Annotated in this window: 26 protein-coding genes; 11 read left to right on the top strand and 15 right to left on the bottom strand. The window is 69.8% G+C overall.

Features of this window, described 5'->3' with window-relative positions; translation table 11 throughout:
- Positions 1–166 precede the first annotated feature (166 nt).
- Positions 167–1,057, top strand: a complete 891-nt coding sequence (locus tag IAG44_RS30700) for an AbfB domain-containing protein (RefSeq protein WP_187750326.1) — start codon at positions 167–169, stop codon at positions 1,055–1,057.
- Between the two features lie 73 nt (positions 1,058–1,130).
- Here the strand turns inward: IAG44_RS30700 and IAG44_RS30695 are convergent, their stop codons facing one another.
- From IAG44_RS30695 to IAG44_RS30660, 8 genes are all read right to left on the bottom strand, one after another.
- On the bottom strand, positions 1,131–1,463 hold the full coding sequence (locus tag IAG44_RS30695) for a metal-sulfur cluster assembly factor (RefSeq protein WP_187750325.1): 333 nt from the start codon (positions 1,461–1,463) through the stop codon (positions 1,131–1,133).
- On the bottom strand, positions 1,460–1,915 hold the full coding sequence (gene sufU, locus IAG44_RS30690) for a Fe-S cluster assembly sulfur transfer protein SufU (RefSeq protein ID WP_187750324.1): 456 nt from the start codon (positions 1,913–1,915) through the stop codon (positions 1,460–1,462). Before sufU ends, IAG44_RS30695 begins: the two co-directional genes overlap by 4 nt.
- A 9-nt stretch (positions 1,916–1,924) precedes the next feature.
- The gene (locus IAG44_RS30685) at positions 1,925–3,181 is read right to left on the bottom strand and encodes a cysteine desulfurase (protein WP_187750323.1); all 1,257 of its coding nucleotides are present in this window, start codon (positions 3,179–3,181) and stop codon (positions 1,925–1,927) included.
- Positions 3,178–3,969: a Fe-S cluster assembly ATPase SufC gene (gene sufC / locus IAG44_RS30680; RefSeq protein WP_187750322.1), complete on the bottom strand. Its 792-nt coding sequence runs from the start codon at positions 3,967–3,969 to the stop codon at positions 3,178–3,180. Before sufC ends, IAG44_RS30685 begins: the two co-directional genes overlap by 4 nt.
- 7 nt (positions 3,970–3,976) lie before the next feature.
- Positions 3,977–4,294: a non-heme iron oxygenase ferredoxin subunit gene (locus IAG44_RS30675; RefSeq protein WP_187750321.1), complete on the bottom strand. Its 318-nt coding sequence runs from the start codon at positions 4,292–4,294 to the stop codon at positions 3,977–3,979.
- Positions 4,294–5,475 (bottom strand): Fe-S cluster assembly protein SufD, encoded by a 1,182-nt coding sequence (gene sufD, locus IAG44_RS30670; RefSeq protein ID WP_187750320.1) that lies wholly within the window; start codon positions 5,473–5,475, stop codon positions 4,294–4,296. The genes IAG44_RS30675 and sufD overlap by 1 nt, the downstream gene beginning before the upstream one ends.
- Before the next feature lie 90 nt (positions 5,476–5,565).
- Positions 5,566–6,981: a Fe-S cluster assembly protein SufB gene (sufB, locus tag IAG44_RS30665; protein WP_187750319.1), complete on the bottom strand. Its 1,416-nt coding sequence runs from the start codon at positions 6,979–6,981 to the stop codon at positions 5,566–5,568.
- A complete protein-coding gene (locus tag IAG44_RS30660) occupies positions 6,978–7,730 on the bottom strand; it encodes a helix-turn-helix transcriptional regulator (protein WP_187750318.1) in 753 nt (250 codons plus the stop codon). Before IAG44_RS30660 ends, sufB begins: the two co-directional genes overlap by 4 nt.
- 161 nt (positions 7,731–7,891) lie before the next feature.
- Here IAG44_RS30660 and IAG44_RS30655 point away from each other — a divergent pair, with 161 nt between their 5' ends.
- From IAG44_RS30655 to IAG44_RS30635, 5 genes are all read left to right on the top strand, one after another.
- Positions 7,892–8,674 carry an AAC(3) family N-acetyltransferase gene (locus IAG44_RS30655; protein ID WP_187750317.1) on the top strand — a complete coding sequence of 261 codons (783 nt, stop codon included), beginning with the start codon at positions 7,892–7,894 and terminating at the stop codon, positions 8,672–8,674.
- A gap of 144 nt (positions 8,675–8,818) precedes the next feature.
- A complete protein-coding gene (locus IAG44_RS30650) occupies positions 8,819–10,237 on the top strand; it encodes a non-reducing end alpha-L-arabinofuranosidase family hydrolase (protein ID WP_187750316.1) in 1,419 nt (472 codons plus the stop codon).
- A gap of 114 nt (positions 10,238–10,351) precedes the next feature.
- The gene (locus IAG44_RS30645) at positions 10,352–11,275 is read left to right on the top strand and encodes an ABC transporter ATP-binding protein (protein WP_187750315.1); all 924 of its coding nucleotides are present in this window, start codon (positions 10,352–10,354) and stop codon (positions 11,273–11,275) included.
- Positions 11,276–11,325: 50 nt separating this feature from the next.
- Positions 11,326–12,042 (top strand): ABC transporter permease, encoded by a 717-nt coding sequence (locus IAG44_RS30640; RefSeq protein ID WP_187752918.1) that lies wholly within the window; start codon positions 11,326–11,328, stop codon positions 12,040–12,042.
- Between the two features lie 69 nt (positions 12,043–12,111).
- Positions 12,112–13,119, top strand: a complete 1,008-nt coding sequence (locus IAG44_RS30635; protein WP_187750314.1) for a COX15/CtaA family protein — start codon at positions 12,112–12,114, stop codon at positions 13,117–13,119.
- On the opposite strand, the gene IAG44_RS30630 is transcribed toward IAG44_RS30635, so the two are convergent.
- The 3 genes from IAG44_RS30630 to IAG44_RS30620 form a co-directional block, all read right to left on the bottom strand.
- Positions 13,116–14,162: an amidohydrolase gene (locus IAG44_RS30630; RefSeq protein ID WP_187750313.1), complete on the bottom strand. Its 1,047-nt coding sequence runs from the start codon at positions 14,160–14,162 to the stop codon at positions 13,116–13,118. The genes IAG44_RS30635 and IAG44_RS30630 overlap by 4 nt on opposite strands.
- Positions 14,163–14,255: 93 nt before the next feature.
- Positions 14,256–14,588: a hypothetical protein gene (locus tag IAG44_RS30625; protein WP_187750312.1), complete on the bottom strand. Its 333-nt coding sequence runs from the start codon at positions 14,586–14,588 to the stop codon at positions 14,256–14,258.
- A 45-nt stretch (positions 14,589–14,633) separates the two neighbouring features.
- On the bottom strand, positions 14,634–15,587 hold the full coding sequence (locus IAG44_RS30620) for a heme o synthase (protein ID WP_187750311.1): 954 nt from the start codon (positions 15,585–15,587) through the stop codon (positions 14,634–14,636).
- Between the two features lie 400 nt (positions 15,588–15,987).
- Here IAG44_RS30620 and tkt point away from each other — a divergent pair, with 400 nt between their 5' ends.
- The 5 genes from tkt to pgl are packed head-to-tail and all read left to right on the top strand — an operon-like array spanning position 15,988 to position 22,815.
- Positions 15,988–18,075, top strand: a complete 2,088-nt coding sequence (tkt, locus tag IAG44_RS30615; protein ID WP_187750310.1) for a transketolase — start codon at positions 15,988–15,990, stop codon at positions 18,073–18,075.
- Between the two features lie 35 nt (positions 18,076–18,110).
- Positions 18,111–19,229 (top strand): transaldolase, encoded by a 1,119-nt coding sequence (gene tal / locus IAG44_RS30610; protein WP_187750309.1) that lies wholly within the window; start codon positions 18,111–18,113, stop codon positions 19,227–19,229.
- Positions 19,230–19,235: 6 nt separating this feature from the next.
- Positions 19,236–20,759 (top strand): glucose-6-phosphate dehydrogenase, encoded by a 1,524-nt coding sequence (gene zwf / locus IAG44_RS30605; RefSeq protein WP_187750308.1) that lies wholly within the window; start codon positions 19,236–19,238, stop codon positions 20,757–20,759.
- Entirely contained in the window at positions 20,756–22,039 is a 1,284-nt protein-coding gene (gene opcA / locus IAG44_RS30600; RefSeq protein WP_187750307.1) for a glucose-6-phosphate dehydrogenase assembly protein OpcA, read from the top strand. The genes zwf and opcA overlap by 4 nt, the downstream gene beginning before the upstream one ends.
- Positions 22,036–22,815 carry a 6-phosphogluconolactonase gene (gene pgl / locus IAG44_RS30595; RefSeq protein ID WP_187750306.1) on the top strand — a complete coding sequence of 260 codons (780 nt, stop codon included), beginning with the start codon at positions 22,036–22,038 and terminating at the stop codon, positions 22,813–22,815. Before opcA ends, pgl begins: the two co-directional genes overlap by 4 nt.
- A gap of 42 nt (positions 22,816–22,857) precedes the next feature.
- Here pgl and IAG44_RS30590 read toward each other — a convergent pair whose 3' ends face one another.
- The 4 genes from IAG44_RS30590 to tpiA form a co-directional block, all read right to left on the bottom strand.
- Positions 22,858–24,075 carry an MFS transporter gene (locus IAG44_RS30590; protein WP_187750305.1) on the bottom strand — a complete coding sequence of 406 codons (1,218 nt, stop codon included), beginning with the start codon at positions 24,073–24,075 and terminating at the stop codon, positions 22,858–22,860.
- Between the two features lie 130 nt (positions 24,076–24,205).
- Complete coding sequence (locus IAG44_RS30585) at positions 24,206–24,541, bottom strand: RNA polymerase-binding protein RbpA (protein ID WP_078637775.1); 336 nt, start codon at positions 24,539–24,541, stop codon at positions 24,206–24,208.
- Between the two features lie 214 nt (positions 24,542–24,755).
- Positions 24,756–24,992 carry a preprotein translocase subunit SecG gene (secG, locus tag IAG44_RS30580; RefSeq protein ID WP_187750304.1) on the bottom strand — a complete coding sequence of 79 codons (237 nt, stop codon included), beginning with the start codon at positions 24,990–24,992 and terminating at the stop codon, positions 24,756–24,758.
- Between the two features lie 100 nt (positions 24,993–25,092).
- On the bottom strand, positions 25,093–25,869 hold the full coding sequence (gene tpiA / locus IAG44_RS30575) for a triose-phosphate isomerase (RefSeq protein WP_187750303.1): 777 nt from the start codon (positions 25,867–25,869) through the stop codon (positions 25,093–25,095).
- Positions 25,870–25,875: the final 6 nt, after the last annotated feature.

Here is a 25,875-nt window from a genome sequence, read left to right as displayed (position 1 = left end):
TACACCCCTCACGACCCGCGATGTGAACGGGAGTTGAGAAAGCGTTATCGAACGCGATCACCCAAACCAGTACTCCCCGGTCACCTGAGCCACTACTGTTTCACCATTCACACACCGGGCCCCCGCATTCGCGGCCCCGTCATGGGCGCCGCTGGAGGATCAGCGCATGCCATTCAAGAAGTCCCGGCCCGCTCAGCAGAGTTCGTGGGAGAACGGCTGGGCCCCGGACACCTCGCGGGCCCCCGGCACCCGGCGTCTGTGGCTGGCCGGCGCCCTCGTCCTGGCCACGGTGACGGCCTGTGTCACGGCGATCACGGTCATGGACCAGGAGAAGGACGCCGCCGCCGAGGCGAAGCAGGCCGACACCCGGTCCGCCAAGGAGGCCGGCCCCGGCCTGATCTCGTTCGCCACCCCGACCCCGACGGACCACGCGTCCCCGGCCGGCGGCAAGGGCGAGCGGCGAGACCCCGCCCCCTCGGGCTCCCCCACCCCGTCCACCCACCCCTCGGCCTCACCGAGCCCGCGAGGCGACGACGGCAAGGACACGACCGGCGGCACCGGCGGCAAGGACACCGGGGCCACCACCCCCACCCCGGCCGCACCGCCCCCGGCCAAGCCCCCGGCGCGGCCCGCCACCAACCCCTACGACCGCTCGATCAGCGCGGTCAACTACCCCGACCGCTACTGGCACGTCAGCGACGGCCTCGTGAAGCTCGACGCCCCGCGCGGCTCGGAGTCCCGCGAGGACTCCACCTTCACGGTCGTCCCCGGCCTCGCGAAGAACTCCTGCTACTCCTTCAAGACACACGACGGCACCTACCTCCGCCACCGCAACTTCGTCCTGCGCGCCGAACGCAACGACGGCTCCTCCCTGTTCCGCCAGGACGCCACCTTCTGCGCCGGCTACGGCGGGTCCGACGCCGTCCTCCTCACCTCGGTCAACTACCCCAACCACGCCCTGCGCCACCGCAACTTCCAGCTCCGCCTGGACCCCTGGGGCTACAACACCACCAACCGCGACGACTTCTACTTCCACGTGACGACGCCCCTGAGCTGAAAGGCCCCAAAAGGCCCCAAAAGAAAAGGGCGAGGTCCGCGAAGACCTCGCCCTTTCTCATGCCACAGCGTCCTCAGACGTTGAACCCCAACGCCCGCAGCTGATCCCGCCCGTCGTCCGTGATCTTGTCCGGACCCCACGGCGGCATCCAGACCCAGTTGATGCGCAACTCGTTGACGAGACCGTCCGTGGCGGACTTGGCCTGGTCCTCGATGACGTCCGTCAGCGGACAGGCCGCCGACGTCAGGGTCATGTCGATCGTCGCGATGTTCGCGTCGTCGATGTGAATGCCGTAGATCAGCCCCAGGTTGACGACGTCGATACCCAACTCGGGGTCGACGACGTCGTACAGCGCCTCACGGACCTCGTCCTCGGACGCCGGCTTCATCTCCACCGTCTCGGTCATGCCGACTCCCTTTCCGCGAGGGCCTGCGCCGTCGCGTCCTTCCACGCCATCCAGCTCAGCAGGGCGCACTTGACGCGCGCCGGGTACTTGGAGACGCCGGCGAACGCGACCGCGTCCTCCAGCACCTCCTCCATCGCGTCGTCCGGCTCGATCCGGCCCTTGGACTGCATCAGCTCCAGGAAGGTCTCCTGGATCTTCTGCGCGTCGGCCAGGTCCTTGCCGACCAGCAGTTCGTTGAGGACGGAGGCGCTGGCCTGGCTGATCGAGCAGCCCTGGCCCTCGTACGAGACGTCCTCGATCGTCGTGCCGTCGTACTTCACACGGAGCGTGATCTCGTCGCCGCACGTCGGGTTCACGTGGTGCACCTCGGCGTCGCCGTCCCTCAGACCACGCCCGTGCGGGTTCTTGTAGTGGTCCAGGATGACTTCCTGGTACATGGAATCCAGCTTCACGACAGCCTCTCAGCCGAAGAAGTTCCGTACGTGCTCCAGGCCGTCGACCAGTGCGTCGATCTCGGCCGGCGTGGAGTACAGATAGAACGACGCTCGCGTGGTCGCAGGAATTCCGTACCGCAGGCAGACAGGCCGGGCGCAGTGGTGGCCGACCCGGACGGCGATGCCCTGCTCGTCCAACACCTGGCCCACGTCGTGCGGGTGGATGTCGCCGAGCGTGAAGGAGATCGCGGCACCCCGGTCCTCGGCCGTCTCCGGACCGATGATCCGCAGATCAGGCACCGCCGAGAGCCGCTGGACCGCGTACTCCGTCAGTGCGTGCTCGTGCGCCAGGATCTTGTCCATGCCGATCGAGTCGAGATAGTCGATCGCCGCGCCCAGCCCCACCGCCTGCGCGATCGGCGGCGTCCCCGCCTCGAACTTGTGCGGCGCCGGCGCGTACGTCGACGAGTGCATCGACACGGTCTCGATCATCTCGCCGCCACCGAGGAACGGCGGCAGGTCCTCCAGGAGTTCCTGCCGGCCCCAGAGCACGCCGATGCCGGTCGGACCGCACATCTTGTGCCCGGTGAAGGCGACGAAGTCGGCCTGGAGCGCCTGCACGTCCAGCGGCATGTGCGGCGCGGCCTGCGAGGCGTCGACGCAGACCAGCGCGCCGACCTCCTGCGCCCGGCGCACGATCGCCTCGACGGGGTTGAGCGTGCCGAGGATGTTCGAGACCAGCACGAAGGAGACGATCTTCGTCTTCTCCGTGATGATCTGATCAATGTTCGACAGATCGAGCCGACCGTCGTCCGTCAGCCCGAACCACTTCAGCTTCGCGCCCGTCCGCTGCGACAGCAGCTGCCACGGCACGATGTTGGAGTGGTGCTCCATCTCCGTGATGACGATCTCGGTCTCGGCGTCCACCCGGTAGGGCTCGTCGGCCCAGCCCAGCATGTTCGCGACGAGGTTCAGCGACTCCGAGGCGTTCTTGGTGAAGATCACCTCGTCCCGCGAGGGGGCGTTGATGAACTCCGCCACCTTGTCACGCGCGCCCTCGTACAGCGCCGTGGCCTCCTCGGCGAGCACGTGCACACCGCGATGGACGTTGGCGTTGTAGCGCTCGTAGTACTCGCTCAGGGCGTCCAGCACCTGGCGCGGCTTCTGCGAGGTCGCCGCGTTGTCCAGATACACGAGCTTCCGGTCCTCGTGGACCAGCCGGTCCAGGATCGGGAAGTCCTTGCGGATCGCCTCTGTGTCGAGGAGGCCCGGCAACTGTGTCACTCGACTTCCCCCTTTGAGTTCGCTCCGCTCACGGGGCCGCCCTTCGTGTACGCCTCGTAGCCCTCGTTCTCCAGCTTGTCGGCGAGCTCGGCGCCGCCGGACTCGACGATGCGACCGCCGGAGAAGACGTGGACGTGGTCGGGCTTGATGTAGCGCAGGATGCGCGTGTAGTGCGTGATCAGCAGGGTGCCGACCTCGCCGGTCTCGCGGACGCGGTTGACGCCCTCGGAGACGATGCGCAGCGCGTCGACGTCGAGGCCGGAGTCCGTCTCGTCGAGGATCGCGACCTTCGGCTTGAGCAGTTCGAGCTGAAGGATCTCGTGGCGCTTCTTCTCACCGCCGGAGAAGCCCTCGTTGACGTTGCGCTCGGCGAAGGAGGGGTCCATGGACAGCCGCTCCATGGCCTCCTTGACCTCCTTGACCCAGGTGCGCAGCTTGGGGGCCTCGCCGCGGATCGCGGTGGCGGACGTCCGCAGGAAGTTCGACACAGACACCCCCGGGACCTCGACCGGGTACTGCATCGCGAGGAACAGGCCCGCGCGGGCGCGTTCGTCGACGGACATCTCCAGGACGTCCTCGCCGTCGAGCAGGACGGTGCCGCCGGTGATCGTGTACTTGGGGTGACCGGCGAGGGAGTACGCGAGGGTGGACTTGCCGGAGCCGTTGGGGCCCATGATGGCGTGCGTCTCGCCCTGCTTCACGGTCAGGTCGACGCCCTTGAGGATCTCCTTCGTGGCGTTGTCGGCCTCGACGGTGACGTGCAGGTCTCGGATTTCAAGCGTTGCCATGGATGCCTCAGGACTCCTGGGTGAGGGAGACGAGCACGTCGTCCCCTTCGATCTTTACGGGGTATACGGGGACGGGGCGCGTCGCGGGGAGGCCGGACGGCTTGCCGGTGCGCAGGTCGAAGGCGGAGCCGTGGAGCCAGCACTCGATCTGGCAGTCCTCCACCTCGCCCTCGGAGAGCGAGACGTTCGCGTGCGAGCAGATGTCGTGGATCGCGAACACCTCCCCCTCGGTCCGCACGACCGAGACCGGCGTGCCGTCGAGTTCCACCCGCAGGGGGGTGTCCTCCGTCAGCTCGCTCAGCCCACAGGCGCGTTGGAACGTCATCAGACGGACGCCTCCAGCTCCGCGTCGATCTTCGCGAGCAGGCGCTCCTCGATGTCCGGGACACCGATCTGCTGGACCAGCTCGGCGAAGAAGCCGCGGACGACGAGGCGGCGGGCCTCGTCGGCCGGGATGCCGCGCGCCATCAGGTAGAACAGCTGCTCGTCGTCGAAGCGGCCGGTCGCGGAGGCGTGCCCGGCGCCGACGATCTCGCCGGTCTCGATCTCCAGGTTCGGCACGGAGTCGACCCGCGCGCCGTCCGTGAGGACGAGGTTGCGGTTCATCTCGTAGGTGTCGGTGCCCTCGGCCTTGGCCTCGATGAGGACGTCGCCGATCCAGACGGCGTGCGCGCCCTCGCCCTGGAGCGCGCCCTTGTAGACGACGTTCGAGGTGCAGTGCGGGGTGTTGTGGTCGACCAGGAGGCGGTGCTCCTGGTGCTGGCCGGCGTCGGTGAAGTACAGCCCGAACAGCTCGGCCTGCCCGCCGGTCGCGGCGTAGGAGACGCGCGGGTGCAGCCGCACGACGTCGCCGCCGAAGGTGACGACGACGGACTTGAAGCTCGCGTCGCGCCCGATCAGCGCGTTGTGCTGGGCGACGTGGACGGCCTTGTCGTCCCAGTCCTGGACGGAGACGACGGTGAGCTTGGCGCCGTCGCCGAGGACGTACTCGACGTTCACGCCGAGCACCGCGTCACCGGTGTGGTCGATGACGACGACGGCCTCGGCGAACGCGCCCAGCTCGATGACCTGGTGGCCGAAGCTGGTGCCGCCCTCGCCGTGCACGGTGACCCGGATCGGCTCGGTGAGGACCGTCTCCTTGGGGACGGTGATCACGCCGGCCCGCTCGAACGCGGAGTACGCCTGGGCGGCGACGCGGTCGACGGGCGTGCCGGCCTTGCCGAGCCGGGGGTCGTCACGGCCGACCAGCTCGACGGTGACGCCCTCGGGGGCCTCGACAGCCACCTTGACGCCCTCGCCGGTGGCGACCGCGGTGCCGTCGTGCAGGCCGCGCAGGCGCTCCAGCGGGGTGAACCGCCACTCCTCCTCGCGCCCGTGGGGCACGGGGAAGTCCGCCACGTCGAAGGAGGGCGGGGCGCTCATGCGCGTGGCGACGGTGGACTCGGCGGCCACCGCGATGGCGCCGGCGGTGGTGGAGCCCACCGGGGAGTTCTGAGCCTCAGCCATGGCTGTCGTAGTGCTCACTTTCTTACGCTTGTATGACTTCAGGGCTGGTGGAGCGGCGGCGGGGCGCGGGCCCCGCCGGGGTCGGCAGGGTCAGCCGACCGCGCCCTCCATCTGCAGCTCGATCAGCCGGTTCAGCTCCAGCGCGTACTCCATGGGCAGCTCCTTCGCGATCGGCTCGACGAAGCCGCGCACGATCATCGCCATCGCCTCGTCCTCGCTCAGGCCCCGGCTCATCAGGTAGAAGAGCTGGTCCTCGGAGACCTTGGAGACGGTCGCCTCGTGGCCCATGGACACGTCGTCCTCGCGGACGTCGACGTACGGGTACGTGTCCGAGCGGGAGATGGTGTCGACGAGGAGCGCGTCGCACAGGACGTTGGACTTCGAGCCCGGCGCGCCCTCGCCGATCTCGATGAGACCGCGGTAGGAGGTCCGGCCGCCGCCGCGCGCCACCGACTTGGAGACGATGTTGGACGACGTGTTCGGCGCCATGTGCACCATCTTGGCGCCCGCGTCCTGGTGCTGGCCCTCGCCCGCGAAGGCGATGGACAGGGTCTCGCCCTTGGCGTGCTCGCCCATGAGGTAGACGGCCGGGTACTTCATCGTCACCTTGGAGCCGATGTTGCCGTCGACCCACTCCATGGTCGCGCCCTCGTAGGCGACGGCGCGCTTGGTGACCAGGTTGTAGACGTTGTTCGACCAGTTCTGGATGGTCGTGTACCGGCAGCGGGCGCCCTTCTTGACGATGATCTCGACGACCGCGCTGTGCAGGGAATCCGACTTGTAGATCGGCGCGGTACAGCCCTCGACGTAGTGGACGTAGGCGTCCTCGTCGACGATGATCAGCGTCCGCTCGAACTGGCCCATGTTCTCGGTGTTGATCCGGAAGTAGGCCTGGAGCGGGATCTCGACGTGCACGCCCTTCGGCACGTAGATGAAGGAGCCGCCGGACCACACGGCCGTGTTGAGCGCGGCGAACTTGTTGTCGCCGGCCGGGATGACCGTCCCGAAGTACTCCTTGAAGAGCTCCGGGTGCTCCTTCAGCGCGGTGTCGGTGTCGAGGAAGATGACGCCCTGTTCCTCCAGGTCCTCGCGGATCTGGTGGTAGACGACCTCCGACTCGTACTGCGCGGCGACGCCGGCGACGAGGCGCTGCTTCTCCGCCTCGGGGATGCCGAGCTTGTCGTAGGTGTTCTTGATGTCCTCGGGCAGGTCCTCCCAGGACTCCGCCTGCTTCTCCGTGGAGCGCACGAAGTACTTGATGTTGTCGAAGTCGATGCCGGAGAGGTCGGAGCCCCAGTTCGGCATGGGCTTCTTCTCGAAGAGCTTGAGGCCCTTGAGGCGGAGCTTGGTCATCCACTCGGGCTCGGACTTCTTGCCGGAGATGTCGAGGACGACATCCTCGTTCAGCCCGCGCTTGGCAGCGGCACCGGCCTCGTCGGAGTCGGCCCAGCCGTATTCGTACTTGCCCAGGCCCTCAAGTTCGGGGTGGGCAGTCTCCGTGGTCATGCGGGGTTCCTCCCGGCCGTGCTTGCTGATGCGTTGTGGGAAAAATCGGGGTGGGAATTCTGGTGGGAATCCTGGTGGGAATTCCTGGGGATGAACGTCGTGCACACGCCGTCGCCGTGGGCGATCGTCGCCAGCCGCTGGACGTGGGTGCCCAGCAGCTTCGCGAAGAACTCCGTCTCCGCCTCGCACAGCTGGGGGAACTGTTCCGCGACGTGCGCCACGGGGCAGTGGTGCTGACACAGTTGCTCACCCACGGGCGCGCTGCGCGCCGTAGCAGCGTACCCGTCCGCCGAGAGGGCCTTGGCCAGGGCTTCCGCGCGCTTCTCGGGCGGGACCCCGGCGATCGCCCTGCGGTAGGCGGGGGCCTGAGCGGCGACGCGGGCGCGGGCGAACGCGGCGACGGCCTCCTCGCCGCCCTCGCGTTCGGCGATCCAGCGCAGGGCGTCGGCGGCGAGGGTGTCGTACGACTGGTCGAAGGCGTCCCGGCCGCAGTCGGTCAGGACGAACACCTTCGCGGGCCGGCCGCGGGTGCGGGCGCCGTAGACGCGCTGTTCACGGGGTTCCACGACGGAGTCGGCGGTCAGCGCGTCCAGGTGTCTGCGGACGGCGGCCTGGGTAAGGCCGAGGCGCGTCGCCAGCTCGGCGACGGTGGACGGACCGTGGTCCAGGATCGACCGCGCGACGCGGTTGCGGGTGGAGCGCTCACCGGTCGCGAGTTCCTCCTGCGGAGCCTCGCCGACGTTTTTCACAACGCCATTGTTGCGTAATTCCCCTGGGCCGGGCAAGCCGCTCCCCCTCCTCCCGACGGTGCCCTGCATCACTTAGGCATACCTAATCTGACCTGCGGAAACGATCTTCCGCTCAGCAAACCGGTGGCGCCGCACCGTGCGCTCCGCGAGACTCCTCCACCATGCCCACACCCCCTGTCACCGGCCCACTCGTCACCCGCGCGAGCCTCGCGGACGACCTTCGCGCGCTCGGCGTGAAAGAGGGCGAGACCCTGCTCGTCCACTCCTCCCTCAGCTCCCTGGGCTGGGTCAACGGCGGCGCGCCGGCCGTCGTCCAGGCCCTCCTCGACGCGCTCGGCCCCGCCGGCACCCTGACCGTCCCGACCCAGTCCGGCGACCTCACCGACCCGGCGCACTGGCAGAGCCCGCCGGTCCCGGAGTCCTGGTGGGACGAGATCCGGGCGACGATGCCGCCCTACGACCCCCGCACCACCCCCACCCGGGGCATGGGGGCCATTCCCGAGGCCGTCCGCACCTGGCCCGGCGCCCTCCGCAGCGCCCATCCGCACACGTCCTTCGCGGCCATCGGCCCGCACGCGGCGCACCTCACCGCCGACCACGCCCTCGACTGCCAACTGGGCGAGCGCAGCCCCCTGGCCCGCCTCGAATCGCTCGACGCCCGCGTCCTCCTGCTGGGCACCGGCTACGACTCCTGCACCGCCTTCCACCTCGCCGAATACCGGATCCCCGCACCCCTCGCGACCCAAGGCCACCCCACCCCCGACGGCTGGCGCGCCTTCACCGACGTGGCCCTCGACAGCGATGACTTCGCCACCCTCGGCCACGCCTACGAACGCGACCGCCCGGTCACCCGGGGACAGGCGGGCGCGGCCCCGTGCCGACTCTTCCCCGTCCGTGACGCGGTCGCCTACGCGGAGCACTGGCTGAAGCTTCACCGCCCGTAGAGCGCGGCCCCCTCCGGGAGCGCTCCCACCGACGAATCCTGTGAGAAGTATTGACGCTGATCATGACAACCCTATCATCCAATTGGCCGACACTTCGACCATTGGTCGATATATCGAACATTCGAGACGGATGACGAGGTCCTGATGCGCAGACGCAGTTTCCGCCGCACGCACCTGTCCGCGACGCTCGCCGCCACTCTCGCGACGCTGGCCGCCCTCGCGGCGACGCTCGTCGCCGCCCCCGCCCAGGCGGCCACCAGCGGCGCCGTACGCTCGGTCGCCGCCGGCCGATGTCTCGACGTACCGGGCGCCGTCCAGACCGAGGGCACGAACCTCCAGGTCTGGGACTGCACCGGCGCGGCCAACCAGCAGTGGACGCTGACCGACAACAACCAGCTCACCGTGTACGGCAACCGGTGCCTGGACGTGCCGGGCTCGGCCACCTCCGGCACCCGGCCGGTGATCTGGGCCTGCAACGGCGGCGCCAACCAGCAGTGGCGGGTGAACGCCGACGGCACGATCACCGCCGTCCAGTCCGGGCTGTGCCTGGACGTCAGCGGCGGCGCCACCGCCAACGGCACCGCCGTGCAGCTCTGGTCGTGCACCGGCGGCAACAACCAGAAGTGGACCGGCCTGTCCGGAGCGGGCAACTCCTGCGCCCTCCCGTCGACCTACCGGTGGAGCTCCACGAACGCGCTCGCACAGCCCGGGAACGGCTGGCTCGCGCTGAAGGACTTCACCACCGTCACCTACAACGGCAAGCACCTGGTCTACGGGACCGCCTCCGACGGGTCGTGGCACTCGATGGGGTTCAGCCCCTTCACGAACTGGTCGGACATGGCGACGGCCGGCCAGATCAAGATGAGCCAGCTCGCGGTGGCGCCCAAGCTGTTCTACCTCTCGACCAAGAACCTCTGGGTGCTGGCCTCGAACGGCTGGGGCACCCCCTGGACCTTCGCGTACCGCACGTCCAGCAACCCCACCGACCCCAACAGCTGGTCCGCCGCGCAGCCGCTGTTCACCGGCAGCGTCCCCGACGGCAGCGCGATCGACCCGACCCTGATCGCCGACGGCCAGACCATGTACCTGTTCTTCGCCGGTGACAACGGCAAGATCTACCGGTCGAGCATGCCGCTCGCCAACTTCCCCGCCAGCTTCGGCTCGTCGTACACGACGATCATGAGCGACACGGAGAAGAACCTCTTCGAGGCGCCGGAGGTCTACAAGGTCCAGGGCCAGAACCAGTACCTGATGATCGTCGAGGCGCGCGGTGCGAACGAGGACCGCTACTTCCGCTCGTTCACGGCCTCCAGCCTGAGCGGCCCGTGGACCGTCCAGGCCGGCACCGAGGCCAACCCCTTCGCGGGCAAGGCCAACAGCGGCGCCACCTGGACCAACAGCATCAGCCACGGTGACCTGGTACGTAACAACCCCGACCAGACCATGACCATCGACCCCTGCAACCTCCAGTTCCTCTACCAAGGGCTGGACCCCAACACCCCGCAGGGCACCCCCTACCAGAACCTGCCGTACCGGCCGGGCCTGCTCACCCTCCAGCGCTGACCGACACGCACCACCCTGAGTGAACGAGGGGCGTCCTCCCCGGAGGGCGCCCCCCACCGCGCTTCCCGTACCCCCTCGCCCGCACCCCCGCCCACCTCCCTAGACTCGTCTCTCATGCGAAGCGAGCCTGTCGTCCAGGTCCGGGGCCTGGTGAAGCGGTACGGGGCCAAGACCGCGGTGGACGGCCTTGACGTGGTGACCGGGGACGGCGTGACCGCCGTACTGGGCCCGAACGGCGCCGGGAAGACGACGACGGTCGAGGTGTGCGAGGGATACCGGAAGCCGGACGAGGGCGAGGTCCGGGTCCTCGGACTCGACCCCGTGCGGCAGGCCGCCGCCCTGCGACCGCGCATCGGCGTGATGCTGCAAGCGGGGGGCGTGTACTCGGGCGCGCGCGCCGACGAGATGCTGCGCCACGTCGCGAAACTCCACGCGCACCCCCTCGACGTCGACGCCCTGATCGAACGGCTCGGCCTCGGCGGTTGCGGCCGGACCAGCTACCGCCGCCTCTCCGGCGGCCAGCAGCAGCGCCTCGCGCTCGCCATGGCCGTCGTCGGCCGCCCGGAACTCGTCTTCCTGGACGAGCCGACGGCCGGCCTCGACCCCCAGGCCCGCCGGGCGACCTGGGACCTCGTCCGGGACCTCCGCGACGACGGCGTCGCCGTGATCCTCACCACGCACCACATGGACGAGGCGGAACAGCTCGCCGACGACGTCGCGATCATCGACGCCGGGAAGGTCATCGCCCAGGGCTCCCCGGAGCAGTTGTGCAAGGGCGGCGCCGAGAACACCCTGCGCTTCAGCGGCCGTCCCGGTCTGGACGTCGGCTCCCTCCTGAAGGCCCTGCCCACCGACTCCACCGCCGACGAACTCACCCCCGGCTCCTACCGCGTCACCGGCAAGATCGACCCCCAGCTCCTCGCCACGGTCACCTCCTGGTGCGCCCAGCACGGCGTGCTGCCGGACCGCATCTCGGTCGAACGCCACACGCTGGAGGACGTCTTCCTGGAACTCACCGGCAAGGAGCTGCGCTCGTGACCGCCACCGGCACCTACACCCCGAAGCCCGGCGCCGCCCCCCTGACCCGCATGATCGCGGCACAGGCGGCGCTGGAGACGAAGATGCTCCTGCGCAACGGCGAACAGCTCCTGCTGACGGTCGTCATCCCGACCCTCCTGCTCGTCCTGTTCAGCTCGGTCGACGTCATCGACACCGGCGCGGACAAGTCCGTCGACTTCCTCGCCCCCGGCGTCCTCGCCCTCGCGGTGATGTCGACGGCGTTCACCGGCCAGGCCATCGCGACGGGCTTCGAGCGCAGGTACGGCGTCCTCAAGCGGCTCGCCGCCTCGCCGCTGCCGCGCTGGGCCCTGATGACCGCGAAGACGGCGTCGGTACTGGTCACCGAAGTCCTCCAGGTGCTCCTGCTGACGGCCGTCGCGTACGCCCTCGGCTGGTCCCCGCACGGCGACCCCGCGACCGTCCTGCTCCTGCTGGTCCTCGGCACGGCCGCCTTCTCGGGCCTCGGCCTCCTCATGGCCGGCACGCTCAAGGCGGAGGCGACGCTGGCCGCCGCGAACCTCGTCTTCCTGCTCCTGCTGGTCGGGGGCGGGGTCGTCATCCCGATGGACAAGTACCCCTCGGCGGCTCAGGACGTCCTGGGACTTCTCCCGATCTCGGCGCTCTCGGACGGGCTGCGGGACGTGTTGCAGCACGGGGCGGGGGTGCCGTGGGGCGACCTCGGCATCCTGGCGGTGTGGGCGGTCGCGGGTCTGGCGGCGGCGGGCCGGTTCTTCAAGTGGGAGTAGCCCCCCTCCGGTAGGAGCCCCCTCTGGGAGCAGACCCCTCGTGAACGCGTGCACAAGCGGCCCCCTACGATGGTTCGCGTGCCAAACGTGACCCGCGCCGACGCCGCAGCCGCCCTGCGCAACCCGCTCGCCTACATCGCCGCACGCTGGACACCCACCCCCCGGACCGTCCAGCGCGCCGCCCTCGCCGCGCTCGTCATGTCGGTGGTCATCGTGGTCACCGGCGGCGCGGTACGCCTCACCGGCTCCGGCCTCGGCTGCCCGACCTGGCCCAAGTGCACGGACGACTCGCTCACCGCGACCAGCGAGATGGGCCTGCACGGCGCCATCGAGTTCGGCAACCGCATGCTGACGTACGTGCTGTGCGCGGCCGTCGGCTGGGCCATCATCGCCGCGCGCTCCGAGAAGCCGTACCGCCGCTCCCTCACCCGCCTGGGCTGGGCCCAGTTCTGGGTGGTCATGGGCAACGCGGTACTCGGCGGCATCGTCGTCCTCGTCGGGCTCAACCCCTACACCGTCGCCGCGCACTTCCTGCTCTCCTCGGCGCTGATCGCCGTCGCGGCGGTGATGTGGCAGCGGACGCGGGAAGGGGACGGCGCGCCCCGGCCGCTCGTCGGCAAGGCCGTCCAGCAGCTCGTCTGGTCGCTGGTCGCCGCGTCGGTGCTGCTCATCGCGGTCGGCACGGTCGTCACGGGGGCCGGGCCGCACGCCGGTGACTCCAGCGAGGTCGACCGCATCCCGGTCGACTGGGAGACGGTCGCCAAGCTGCACGCCGTCCTCGCCTGGATCGTCGTGACGCTCACGTTCGCGCTGTGGTTCGTCCTCAAGGCCGTCGACGCCCCGAAGGGCCCCCTGAACCGGACCCGGGAACTGTTCGTGATCCTGCTGGCGCAGGGGGCGATCGGCTATGTCCAGTACTTCACCAACCTCCCCGAGGTGCTGGTGGGGGCCCACATGTTCGGGTCGACGGTGATGTGGATCTGGGTCGTGCGGGTACTGCTGTCGCTGCGGGAGCGGGCGTACGACGAGGTCGAGCTGCCCGCACAGCCGACGGACGCGGTCGCCACGCGGGCCTAGAGCCCGTAGACCCTGCGCGCGTTCCCGGACGCCAGCATCCCCGCGACCCGCTGCGCGTCCCCCACCGACCAGGCCCCCTCGGCCACCCACCCCCCGAAGACCCGTGTCACCGCCTCCTGGAACAGCCGGGCGGCGACGAGGTGGAGTTCCGGGAGCGCGCGGGCCCCGCTGGCGTAGAGGGCCTTCCCGAACGGCGCCTGCTCCAGGGTCTCGGCGAGGACGGCCGCCGCGCGGGCGCCGGTGTGCGGGAACGCCGTCCCGCAGTCGACGTACACATGCGGGTACACCGCGGCGAGCCGGGCCGCCTCCCGGTGGCGGGGATACGCGTGGAGCAGGACCAGATCCGTCCCGAGCCCGGTCGTCGTACGGATGAAGTCCACCGGCAGCTCCCCGCCCACCCGCAGTTGCAGCGGGCGCCCCGAGGCGAGGGCGATCCACAGCAGGTGGCGCAGGAGGACGGAGTCGCGCAGGGCGTCCCCGGCGCGGCGCCCCGCGAGCCAGCGGCCGGCCGCGCCCCGGACCTCTCCGGCATCGGGCGGCTCAGGCGCGACAGCGTGTCCCGCGGCGGCGAAGGCCACGGCGTTCGCGGCGGCGCCGTGCACGGACTCCGCGAGGTTCGCCAGGAACGCGTCGACAGTGCCCGAGGTGTCCGCGACCTGCTCCGCGAGGGGTTCGAGGCGGACGATCTCCCGGGCGTCGGCGTCGGCCGTGGCCGCGAGTTCGGCGGGGCCGGTGAGGTCGTCCGGCAGGCCCGTGTCGACCAGGAACGTCGTCACCCCGGAGCCCCTGAGCAGCCGCCGCCCCGCCTCCAGCACCCCCAGCTCACGCCGTCTGGCCAGATAACGCGCGGGCGCGCAGTGCGGTTCCAGCCCCAGCAGGGGCGGACACCAGCGCCGCACGGCGAACCCGGTCTGCGTGTCGAACGACGTCGTCCCGGCCGCGGGCGGGCCCTCCGCCAGCCGCGCCTCGAACGTCCCCAGCCCCAGCTCCGTCCGGAGCACCCCGTGGCAGCACTGATCCACCAGGGACGGCATCTCGATCATCCGGTCTCCCTGTAGGTGGCGTGCCCTCACAGGGGTTAACGGAAGAGGCGTGCGTCAGGTCGCGGTTGACGCGGGAGCCGTCCGGAAAAGACCTCAGCCCCCGATCTGGATCCCGGCCATCCGCTTCCACTCGTACGGCCCGGTCTCCACCTTCGCGGCGAACTCCCCGTCGAACTCCTCGTGCCGGGTGATCCCGGCCTTCTCGACGGCGGCCACGGCGACGTCGTAGGAGGGGGCGACCACGTCACCCCATCCGCCGTCCGCGCCGACGAGCACGATCCGCGCCCCGCGCCGGCCGATGTACGCGACCTGCCCCTCGGCACCGCCGTGCGCCTTGGCGAACGTCCCGATGCGCTTGGCGAGCTTCGCCGCCGTACGGTCCAGGCGGTCCGCCGTCTTCGTGTCTGCGGTCTTCGTGTCTGCCATGACCTGGATGCTACCGGCGAGTAGGAAACACCGGCAATAAGCGGCTCAGCGCAGGAAGGGGTCCACGGCGACGGCGACGAACAGCAGGGAGACATAGGTGATCGACCAGTGGAAGAGCCGCATCTCCTTGAGCTTCGCGCCCTGGACCTCGGCCTTGGCGCGGTTCTGGAGCGCGTGCGCCTCCCACAGCCACCAGCCACCGGCGGCGAGCGCGACGGCCGTGTAGAACCAGCCGGTGTACCCGAGGGGGGTGAGGAGGAGGGAGACCCCGACCATCACCCAGCTGTAGAGGACGATCTGCCGGGCAACCACCTTGTTGGAAGCCACGACCGGGAGCATCGGCACACCGACTCGCGCGTAGTCGTCCTTGACCTTCATGGACAGCGGCCAGTAGTGCGGCGGCGTCCAGAAGAAGATGACGAGGAAGAGGATGACCGGCGCCCAGGAGAGCGAGTTCGTGACGGCGGTCCAGCCGATGAGGACCGGCATGCAGCCCGCGATCCCGCCCCAGATGATGTTCTGGGAGGTCCGCCGCTTGAGGATCATCGTGTAGACGACGACGTAGAAGAGGAGCGCCCCGAGGGCGAGCCAGGCGGACAGCCAGTTGACGGTGAGCCCGAAGAGGAGCGTGGAGCCGATCGCGAGGGTGATGCCGAACGCGAGGCATTCGCGCGGCGAGACCATCCCCGTGACCAGCGGTCGCTGCGAGGTGCGGTCCATGAGCGCGTCGATGTCGCGGTCGATGTACATGTTCAGCGCGTTCGCGCCGCCCGCGGACAGGTAACCGGCGAGGCAGGTGATCAGCACGAGACCGAGATCGGGAACGCCCCCCTGCGCCAGGAACATCACCGGAACGGTGGTGATCAGCAGCAGCTCGATGATCCTCGGCTTCGTCAGTGCCACGAACGCCTTGACACGGGCCCCGAACGGCCGGTGCACCGGGCTCTGGTTCGCACCGATAACCCCCGCTGGACGGGATTCGACGGCCGTCACGCACACCCCTGAAAGAGATATCCCAGCAAGCCGTCCCGTGTGAAGTCCCGGTAAAGGCTCGCGCGTACCACGCCACTTTAGACGTTGCCCGTACCTCGGCCTTCGCGGGGGTGCCCCGTGTTGGAAGGGGTCCCCCGACGGTGTCGCGGAGGTGCGCTCATCGGCCGCGAGGAGGCTCGATTGAGCACCCGTCTCCCCGGCTGCGTATTGAGATGCCAAGCCCCGTGGAACCCGGTCGACAGGCGGATCCCCGAGACTCCCGGCAGTCTGGACGGACGGGAGAAACCGCACGTACTTACGGGGGTAGGCTCGACAACGGCCGGTGGGCACCCAGTGCACCGGCAGCCGGTGGGCGAGCGCCCGAGCAGCCGGTAAACGAACATGTGGAGAGGAGCCCTGACCCAGGGTGAGCACCAAGCCGACCACCACAGACCTCGACTGGACCGAGTTGGACCAGCGGGCCGTTGACACCGCGCGCGTCCTGGCCGCCGATGCCGTACAGAAGGTCGGGAACGGCCATCCGGGTACGGCGATGAGCCTCGCTCCGGCCGCCTACACCCTCTTCCAGAAGGTGATGCGGCACGACCCCGCCGACGCCGACTGGGTCGGGCGCGACCGTTTCGTGCTGTCCGCGGGCCACTCGTCCCTGACCCTCTACACCCAGCTGTACCTGGCCGGCTTCGGCCTGGAGCTGGACGACCTGAAGGCGTTCCGCACCTGGGGCTCGAAGACCCCGGGCCACCCGGAGTACGGCCACACGACCGGCGTCGAGACGACGACGGGTCCGCTGGGCCAGGGTGTCGCGAACGCGGTCGGCATGGCGATGGCGGCCCGCTACGAGCGCGGCCTGTTCGACCCGGACGCCCCCGAGGGCACCTCCCCCTTCGACCACTTCGTGTACGCCATCGCGGGCGACGGCTGCCTCCAGGAGGGCATCTCCGCCGAGGCGTCCTCCCTCGCCGGCCACCAGAAGCTCGGCAACCTGATCCTGCTGTGGGACGACAACCACATCTCGATCGAGGGCGACACGGAGACGGCCGTCTCCGAGGACACCGTGAAGCGGTACGAGGCGTACGGCTGGCACGTGCAGCGCGTGGCCCCGCAGGCCAACGGCGACCTGGACCCGGCCGCGATCTACGAGGCCGTCCAGCAGGCCAAGGCCGTCACGGACAAGCCGTCGTTCATCGCGATGCGCTCGATCATCGCCTGGCCCGCCCCGAACGCGCAGAACACCGAGGCCGCGCACGGCTCGGCGCTCGGCGACGACGAGGTGGCGGCGACCAAGCGCGTGCTGGGCTTCGACCCGGAGCAGAGCTTCGAGGTCGCGGACGAGGTCATCACCCACACCCGCAAGGCGCTCGACCGGGGCCGGCAGGCGAAGGCCGAGTGGGAGAAGTCCCTCCAGGAGTGGCGCAACAGCAACCCGGAGCGCGCGGCGGAGTTCGACCGGATCAACGCGGGCGAGCTGCCGGAGGGCTGGGAGGAGAAGCTTCCGGTCTTCGAGGCGGGCAAGGGTGTCGCGACGCGTGCCGCGTCCGGCAAGGTCCTCCAGGCGCTCGGCGCGGTGATCCCGGAGCTGTGGGGCGGCTCGGCCGACCTCGCGGGCTCCAACAACACGACGATCGACGCGTCGTCCTCGTTCCTCCCGGCGGACAACCCGCTCAGCGAGGCGAACCCGTACGGCCGCACGGTCCACTTCGGGATCCGCGAGCACTCGATGGCCGCCGAGATGAACGGCATCGCGCTGCACGGCAACACCCGGATCTACGGCGGCACGTTCCTCGTGTTCTCCGACTACATGCGCAACGCCGTGCGCCTGTCCGCGCTGATGCACCTGCCGGTGACGTACGTGTGGACGCACGACTCGATCGGCCTCGGCGAGGACGGCCCGACCCACCAGCCGGTGGAGCACATCGCCGCGCTGCGCGCGATCCCGGGCCTGAACGTGGTCCGCCCGGCCGACGCGAACGAGACGGCGATCGCCTGGCGCGAGATCCTGCGGCGCGGCAAGCGCGAGTACGGCGTCTCGGCGCCGCACGGCCTGGCGCTGACCCGGCAGGGCGTGCCGACGTACGAGCCGAACGAGGGCACGGTCAAGGGCGGTTACGTCCACACCGAGGCGTCCACGGGCACGCCTGAGGTCATCCTGATCGCGACCGGTTCCGAGGTCCATGTGGCCGTCGCCGCGCGGGAGGTGCTTGAGGCCGAGGGCACGCCGACGCGCGTGGTCTCGATGCCGTCCGTGGAGTGGTTCGAGGAGCAGACCGCCGAGTACCGCGCGGAGGTCCTGCCCGCCTCGGTGAAGGCGCGGGTCGCCGTCGAGGCCGGGATCGGGCTCACGTGGCACAAGTACGTCGGTGACGCGGGCCGCATCGTTTCCCTGGAGCACTTCGGCGCTTCGGCCGACGGCAAGGTCCTCTTCCAGGAGTACGGCTTCACTGCCGAGAACGTGGCCGCCAAGGCGCGGGAATCCGTGGCCGCCGCCCAGCGCTGACGCCCTTATACGACACACGTAGGAGATGTAATTCCATGACAGACGCACTGAAGCGCCTCTCCGAGGAGGGCGTCGCGATCTGGCTGGACGACCTGTCGCGCAAGCGGATCACGTCCGGCAACCTCGCCGAGCTGATCGACCAGCAGCACGTCGTGGGCGTCACCACCAACCCGTCGATCTTCCAGAAGGCGATCTCGTCCGGCGACGGCTACGAGCAGCAGGTCACCGACCTCGCCGCCCGCAAGGTCACCGTCGAGGAAGCGATCCGGATGATCACGACGGCGGACGTCCGTGACGCCGCCGACATCCTGCGCCCCGTCTTCGACGCGACCGGCGGCCAGGACGGCCGGGTCTCGATCGAGGTCGACCCGCGCCTCGCGCACGAGACGACGGCGACGGTCGCCGAGGCCAAGCAGCTCGCGTGGCTGGTGGACCGGCCGAACACGCTGATCAAGATCCCGGCGACGAAGGCGGGCCTCCCGGCGATCACCGAGGTGATCGGCCACGGCATCAGCGTCAACGTCACGCTGATCTTCTCGCTTGAGCGCTACCGCGAGGTCATGGACGCCTACCTGGCCGGCCTGGAGAAGGCCAAGGCCAAGGGCATCGACCTCGGCGGCATCCACTCCGTCGCCTCCTTCTTCGTGTCCCGCGTGGACACCGAGATCGACAAGCGCCTGACCGCGCTGGGCACCGACGAGGCCCTGGCCCTCAAGGGCAAGGCCGCGCTCGCCAACGCCCGCCTCGCCTACCAGGCGTACGAGGAGGTCTTCTCCTCCGAGCGCTGGGCGGCCCTGGAGAAGGCGGGCGCCAACAAGCAGCGTCCGCTGTGGGCGTCGACGGGTGTGAAGGACCCGGCGTACAAGGACACCCTGTACGTGGACGACCTGGTCGCGCCGAACACCGTCAACACCATGCCGGAGGCCACCCTGCTGGCCACCGAGGACCACGGGCAGATCACCGGCAACACGATCGCGGGCACGTACGAGCAGTCGCGCGCCGAGCTGGACGCGGTGGAGAAGCTGGGCATCTCGTACGACGACGTGGTCCAGCTCCTTGAGGACGAGGGCGTCCAGAAGTTCGAGGAGTCCTGGAACGACCTGCTCAAGTCGACCGAGGCGGAGCTGAAGCGCCTCGCTCCTTCGGAGGGCTGATTTCACTTGTCGAGCAGCAATCCGCTGCGTGACCCGGCAGACCGACGGCTCCCGCGTATCGCGGGGCCGTCGGGCCTTGTCATCTTCGGTGTCACGGGCGATTTGTCACGTAAAAAGCTGATGCCCGCCGTGTACGACCTCGCCAACCGCGGTCTGCTTCCGCCCGGTTTCTCCCTGGTCGGCTTCGCCCGCCGCGAGTGGGAGCACGAGGACTTCGCGGCCGAGGTCCACGACGCGGTCAAGGCGCACGCCCGTACCCCGTTCCGTGAGGAGGTCTGGCAGCAGCTCCTCCAGGGGATGCGCTTCGTCCAGGGCACCTTCGACGACGACGACGCGTTCGAGCGGCTGCGCGACACCATCGAGGAGCTGGACCAGGCGCAGGGCACGGGCGGCAACTTCGCCTTCTACCTGTCCGTGCCGCCGGGCGCCTTCCCGGTCGTCATCCAGCAGCTGAAGAAGCACGGCCTGGCCGACCAGTCGCGCGGCTCCTGGCGGCGCGCGGTGATCGAGAAGCCGTTCGGCCACGACCTGAAGTCGGCCGAGGAGCTCAACGCGACGGTCGAGGAGGTCTTCGCCCCCGACCAGGTCTTCCGCATCGACCACTACCTCGGCAAGGAGACCGTCCAGAACATCCTGGCGCTGCGGTTCGCCAACACGATGTTCGAGCCGATCTGGAACCGGTCCTTCGTGGACCACGTCCAGATCACGATGGCCGAGGACATCGGCATCGGCGGCCGGGCGGGCTACTACGACGGCATCGGCGCCGCCCGTGACGTCATCCAGAACCACCTGCTCCAACTGCTCGCGCTGACCGCGATGGAGGAGCCCGCCTCCTTCGACGCGGACGCGCTCGCCGCCGAGAAGACCAAGGTGCTCGGCGCGGTCAAGCTGCCCAAGGACCTGGGCCGCGACACCGTGCGCGCCCAGTACGCGGCCGGCTGGCAGGGCGGCGAGAAGGTCATCGGCTACCTCGACGAGGACGGCATCGACAAGGCGTCGAAGACCGACACGTACGCCGCGATCAAGGTCGAGATCGACAACCGCCGCTGGGCGGGCGTCCCCTTCTACCTGCGCACCGGCAAGCGGCTCGGCCGCCGCGTCACCGAGATCGCGGTCGTCTTCCAGCGCGCCCCGCACTCCCCCTTCGACACGACGGCCACCGAGGAGCTGGGCTCCAACGCGATCGTCATCCGCGTCCAGCCCGACGAGGGCGTCACCGTCCGCTTCGGCTCCAAGGTGCCGGGCACGTCGATGGAGATCCGGGACGTCTCGATGGACTTCGCGTACGGCGAGTCGTTCACGGAGTCGTCCCCGGAGGCGTACGAGCGGCTGATCCTCGACGTCCTGCTCGGCGACTCGAACCTCTTCCCGCGCACCGAGGAGGTCGAGCTGTCCTGGCGCATCCTCGACCCGATCGAGGAGTACTGGGACACCCACGGCAAGCCGGCCCAGTACCCGGCGGGCACCTGGGGCCCGGCCGAGGCGGACGAGATGCTCGCCCGTGAGGGAAGGAGCTGGCGCCGGCCATGAAGACCGACCTCACGGACACCACCGCCGGGCGGATCAACAAGGCGCTCGTCCAGGGCCGCCGCGAGATCGGCACCCCGGCCGTCGGCATGGTCCTCACCCTCGTCATCGTCACCGACGAGGAGAACGCGTACGACGCCCTCAAGGCCGCCGGTGACGCCTCGCGCGAGCACCCCTCGCGCACGCTCGTCGTCATCCGCCGCGTCTCGCGCTCCCCGCGCGACCGCATGCAGTCCCGCATCGACGCCGAGATCCTGCTCGGCGCGGACGCCGGGACCGGGGAGACGGTCGTCCTGCGGCTGCACGGCGAGGTCTCCGACCACGCCCAGTCCGTCGTCCTCCCGCTGCTCCTGCCCGACGCGCCGGTCGTCGTCTGGTGGCCGGTGAACGCGCCGGTCGACCCCGCGAACGACCCGCTCGGCGCGCTCGCGCAGCGCAGGGTCACCGACTCCTACGCCGCCGAGCAGCCCGTGCGCGAGCTGACCGCCCGCGCGAAGTCGTACGCGCCCGGCGACACGGACCTCTCCTGGACCCGGATCACGCCCTGGCGTTCGATGCTGGCCGCCGCGCTCGACCAGGTCACCTGCGAGGTGGCCGCCGTCGAGGTCGAGGGCGAGGAGTTCAACCCGAGCTGCGAACTGCTGGCGATGTGGCTGGCGGACCGGCTCGACGTTCCCGTCCGGCGCACCCTCTCGGCGGGGCCCGGCCTCACGGCCGTCCGCATGTCGACGTCCATCGGGCCCATCGCCCTCGACCGCGCCGACGGCTCCGTGGCCACCCTCTCCATACAGGGGCAGCCCGACCGCGCGGTCGCCCTGAAGCGCCGCGACACCGTCGACCTCATCGCCGAGGAGCTGCGCCGGCTCGACCCCGACGACACGTACGCGTCCGCGCTGCGGTTCGGGGTGGAGCGGCTGAACTCGTCGGTGACTACGGCGTTTCCGGCGCCGGTGACGCGGGGGGCGGGCTCGGGTTCGGGCACGGCTGCGGGCTCGGGTACGGCCGCGGGTTCTGCTGCGGGTTCGGGCACGGGTTCGGCTGTCGCCGAGCCTGTGGCGATCGTGAAGAGTGACGCTTCCGTCGAGGGAGCGCGAAAAAGTGACGGCACCGGAACGGGTGCCGGGGCCGCGAAGCCCGAGGGAGTCGGAGCTGGAGCCGGAGGCGACGGCGGAACCGGGGGACCCGACCGTGGCGTCACTCCCCCCGCTCCCCCGGCGGCTGCGCAAGCTCCCGTACTACCGGCCGAAGCGCCGGGGCCGGTGAGGAAGGCCATCACCCCATGAGCAACGCACCTCAGCTGGTGGTCCACCGCGACAAGGACCTGATGGCGCAGGCAGCCGCCGCCCGCCTCATCACGAAGATCGTCGACGCGCAGTCCTCACGGGGCACCGCGTCGATCGTCCTGACCGGTGGCCGCAACGGCAACGGCCTGCTGGCCGCCCTCGCCGCGGCCCCCGCCCGGGACGCCGTCGACTGGTCCCGCCTCGACCTGTGGTGGGGCGACGAACGCTTCCTCCCCGAGGGCGACCCGGACCGCAACGTCACCCAGGCCCGCGAAGCCCTCCTCGACTCCGTCCCGCTGGACCCGAAGCGCGTGCACGCCATGCCCGCGTCGGACGGCGAGTACGGCTCGGACGTCGAGGCGGCGGCGGAGGCGTACGCCGAGGAGCTGGCGAGGTCGGCCGAACTGCACGGCGTGGTCCCGGCGTTCGACATCCTGATGCTGGGCGTGGGTCCGGACACCCACGTCGCCTCGCTGTTCCCCGAACTCCCCGCCGTCCGCGAGGAGGTCCGCACGGTGGTCGGCGTGCGGGGAGCCCCCAAGCCCCCGCCCACCCGGGTCACCCTCACCCTCCCCGCGATCCGCGCGGCCAAGGAGGTCTGGCTCCTCGCGGCCGGTGAGGACAAGGCCCAGGCGGCGGCCATCGCCCTCTCCGGCGCCGGTGAGATCCAGGCGCCCGCCGCGGGCGCCCGGGGCACGGCCCGCACCCTGTGGCTCCTGGACCAGCCGGCCGCGTCCCAGTTGCCGAGGGCTCTGTATCCTCCGGCCACGGCATGACCTCCGGGCCCCGTCTCCCCAGGAGCCGGGGCCCGACTTCTCTCACCCCGGCACCACCACCCCCTCCTCCACCGCACCGGCCCTCACGTCCACCCGCCCGGCCGGGATCAGCGAGACGACGGCAAGGCCGATGAGAGCAGCCGCCGACAACACCGGCACATTGAGCCCGAACGCGCTCGCGACCACCCCGCCGAGCAGCGCCCCGAACGGCGTCCCGACGTACGCGGCCGTCCGCCCGGCAGCCGAGATCCGCCCCAACATCCCCTCGGGGCTACGTTCCTGAGTGAGCGTCACCTCGTTGACGTTCCACACCATGTTCATCACCCCGAACACCAGCATGGCCACGACCGACACCGTGAGATGCCGCACGGACCCCATGCACCCCAGCGCCACCACCTGCACCGCCCCACACACCATCAACGCCCGCGCCCGCCCGAGCCATCTCCCAACGCGCTGCGCAACAAACCCCCCACCGATCGCACCAACGGCAAACGCGGTCAACACAGCGCTGTACCCACCATCCCCCGCATCCAGCCACCGCGTCACATGCAGCACCAGCGTCGCGATCAACGCACTCATCCCAACGTTGCACAACAAATTCGCCACCGAAGCAGCCCGCAACACCGGCTCCCGCCACAACACCCGCAACCCGTCCCGAATCTCCCCCCGCAACGTACTCCCGCCAGCCCGCACCCCCCGCGCAGGAACCCGCACCCGCAGCGAGGCGATAAGCCCGGCAGCCACGAAATAACTCACCGCATCCACCGCGAACGGCACCGCCACCCCCACCCCGACCAACACCGCCGCCACAGGTACCCCCACCAGCCCACCCACAACCTGCTGACCCGTCATCAACCGAGCGTTGGCACCCCCGAGTTGCCCCCGCCCCACCACCGCCGGCAACAACGCGGTAGCCGCATTGTCGAAGAGCGTCTGAAGAGTAGTCAGCGCAAAAGCAAGCCCGAGCAACAACCCGACAGAGGCATACCCACCCGCCACAGCAACAGCGAACCCGGCAACGAGAACTCCCCGCACCACATCCACCACCCACATGGCCCGCCGCTGATCCACCCGATCCGCCAAGGCCCCACCCACCAGCCCGAACAACAACCAGGGCACATACCCACAAGCGGTAACCGAAGCAACAACCACCGGATCATCCGTCAACCGCACAGCCAACAACGGCAGCGCGGCCCCCCGCAAAGCATCCCCAAACCGCGACACCACAGCCGCACCCCACAACACCCAGAACCCAGTCATGCCCCCACACTAAAGACGCCCACTGACAACGCAGGGTGACCTGCTGTTTTTTAGGGGCGCGGGGAACTGCGCGAACAACCACGACGGCGCCGCAGCCTAAAACCCACAGACCGCGGCACCCACAGTGGACCTAAATCTCTCCCCGCAACTTGGCCAACGCCTCAGCCAGAATCGCCTCACCATCCGCATCACTACGCCGCTCCCGCACATACGCGAGATGCGTCTTGTACGGCTCGGTCCGCGGCGGAGCCGGCGGATTGTCCCGGTCCTGCCCCGCAGGGAACCCGCACCGAGGACAGTCCCACGTCTCCGGCACCTGCGCATCGCTCGCGAAACTCGGCTGCGTCTCATGCCCGTTGGAGCACCAGAAGGAGATGCGCAGTCGGGGCGCGGACTCGCCCCGCTCGGCCTCGCCCATCGGCCCCGCCCCGACCCGGCTTCCTCGGATCGCGTTGCCACTTGCCACGGTCGTAACTCCCTGCGTGATGGTGCCGCGGAGCGAGTCGGCGTTTCGCTCCGCTGCGAGCGCCACAGTCTACGTAAGACCAACCAGCCTAAGGCCCAACGCGCGTCCTGTGATTGGAGTTACCGCACACAGACGCAAGCCCCATGATAGGCCGCGCCCGAGGGCGCGTACCGAACATGGGGCCTTGCGTACCGGATGTGCTGCGGGACGACGCTCAGTTGTTCGTCTTCATGAGGAGCCCGAGGACGATGATGCAGGCGAACCAGAGCAGACCGACCACGACGGTGATGCGGTCGAGGTTGCGCTCGGCGACCGAGGAGCCGCCGACGGAGGACTGCATACCGCCGCCGAACATGTCGGAGAGGCCGCCGCCCTTCCCCTTGTGCATCAGCACGAGCAGCATCAGCAGCAGGCTGAAGACGATCAGGGCGATCGAGAACCCCAAAACCACGGCTGGACCAACTTCCTCGGATTCAGATGGACGACGGGGACTCTAGTGGATACCCCCTAAAGTCCCCGCAAGGGTACGACGGATCCCGGCTACCGCATACTCACTGGTCGCGGAAGCGCACGATCTTGACGAACTCGTCGGCGTCGAGCGAGGCGCCGCCGACCAGCGCGCCGTCGATGTCGGCCTGCGCCATGATCTCGGCGACGTTGCCCGCCTTGACGGAGCCGCCGTACTGGATGCGGACCTTGTCGGCGAGTTCCTGGCCGTACAGCTCGGAGAGCTTGCCCCGGATCGCGCCGCAGACCTCCTGCGCGTCGCCGGCGCCGCAGACCTTGCCGGTGCCGATGGCCCAGACGGGCTCGTAGGCGATGACGATGGTCTCGGCCTGCTCGGCGGCGACGTCCTTGAGGCCGCCCTCGACCTGGGCGAGGGTGTGGGCGACGTGGTTGCCGGCCTCGCGGACCTCAAGCTCCTCGCCGACGCACAGGATCGGGGTGATCCCGTGCTTGAACGCGGCCTTGACCTTGGCGTTGACGATGTCGTCGGTCTCGGCGTGGTACTGGCGGCGCTCGGAGTGGCCGACGGCGACGTAGGCGCACTTGAGCTTGGCGAGCATCGGGCCGGAGATCTCGCCGGTGTAGGCGCCGGAGTCGTGCGCGGAGATGTCCTGGGAACCGTACTTGATCTTCAGCTTGTCGCCGTCGACCAGGGTCTGCACGGAGCGCAGGTCGGTGAAGGGCGCGAGGACGGCGACCTCGACGGCCTCGTAGTCCTTGTCGGCCAGGGCGAAGGCGAGCTTCTGGACGTGGGCGATGGCCTCGAGGTGGTTGAGGTTCATCTTCCAGTTGCCCGCCATCAGCGGCGTGCGGGTGGTCATCGGGGT

The sequence above is a fragment of the Streptomyces roseirectus genome (genome assembly GCF_014489635.1).
Lineage (GTDB): Bacteria > Actinomycetota > Actinomycetes > Streptomycetales > Streptomycetaceae > Streptomyces > Streptomyces roseirectus.
Note: the sequence above shows the minus strand (reverse complement) of the source record. Positions and strands in the feature narration are given on the sequence as shown.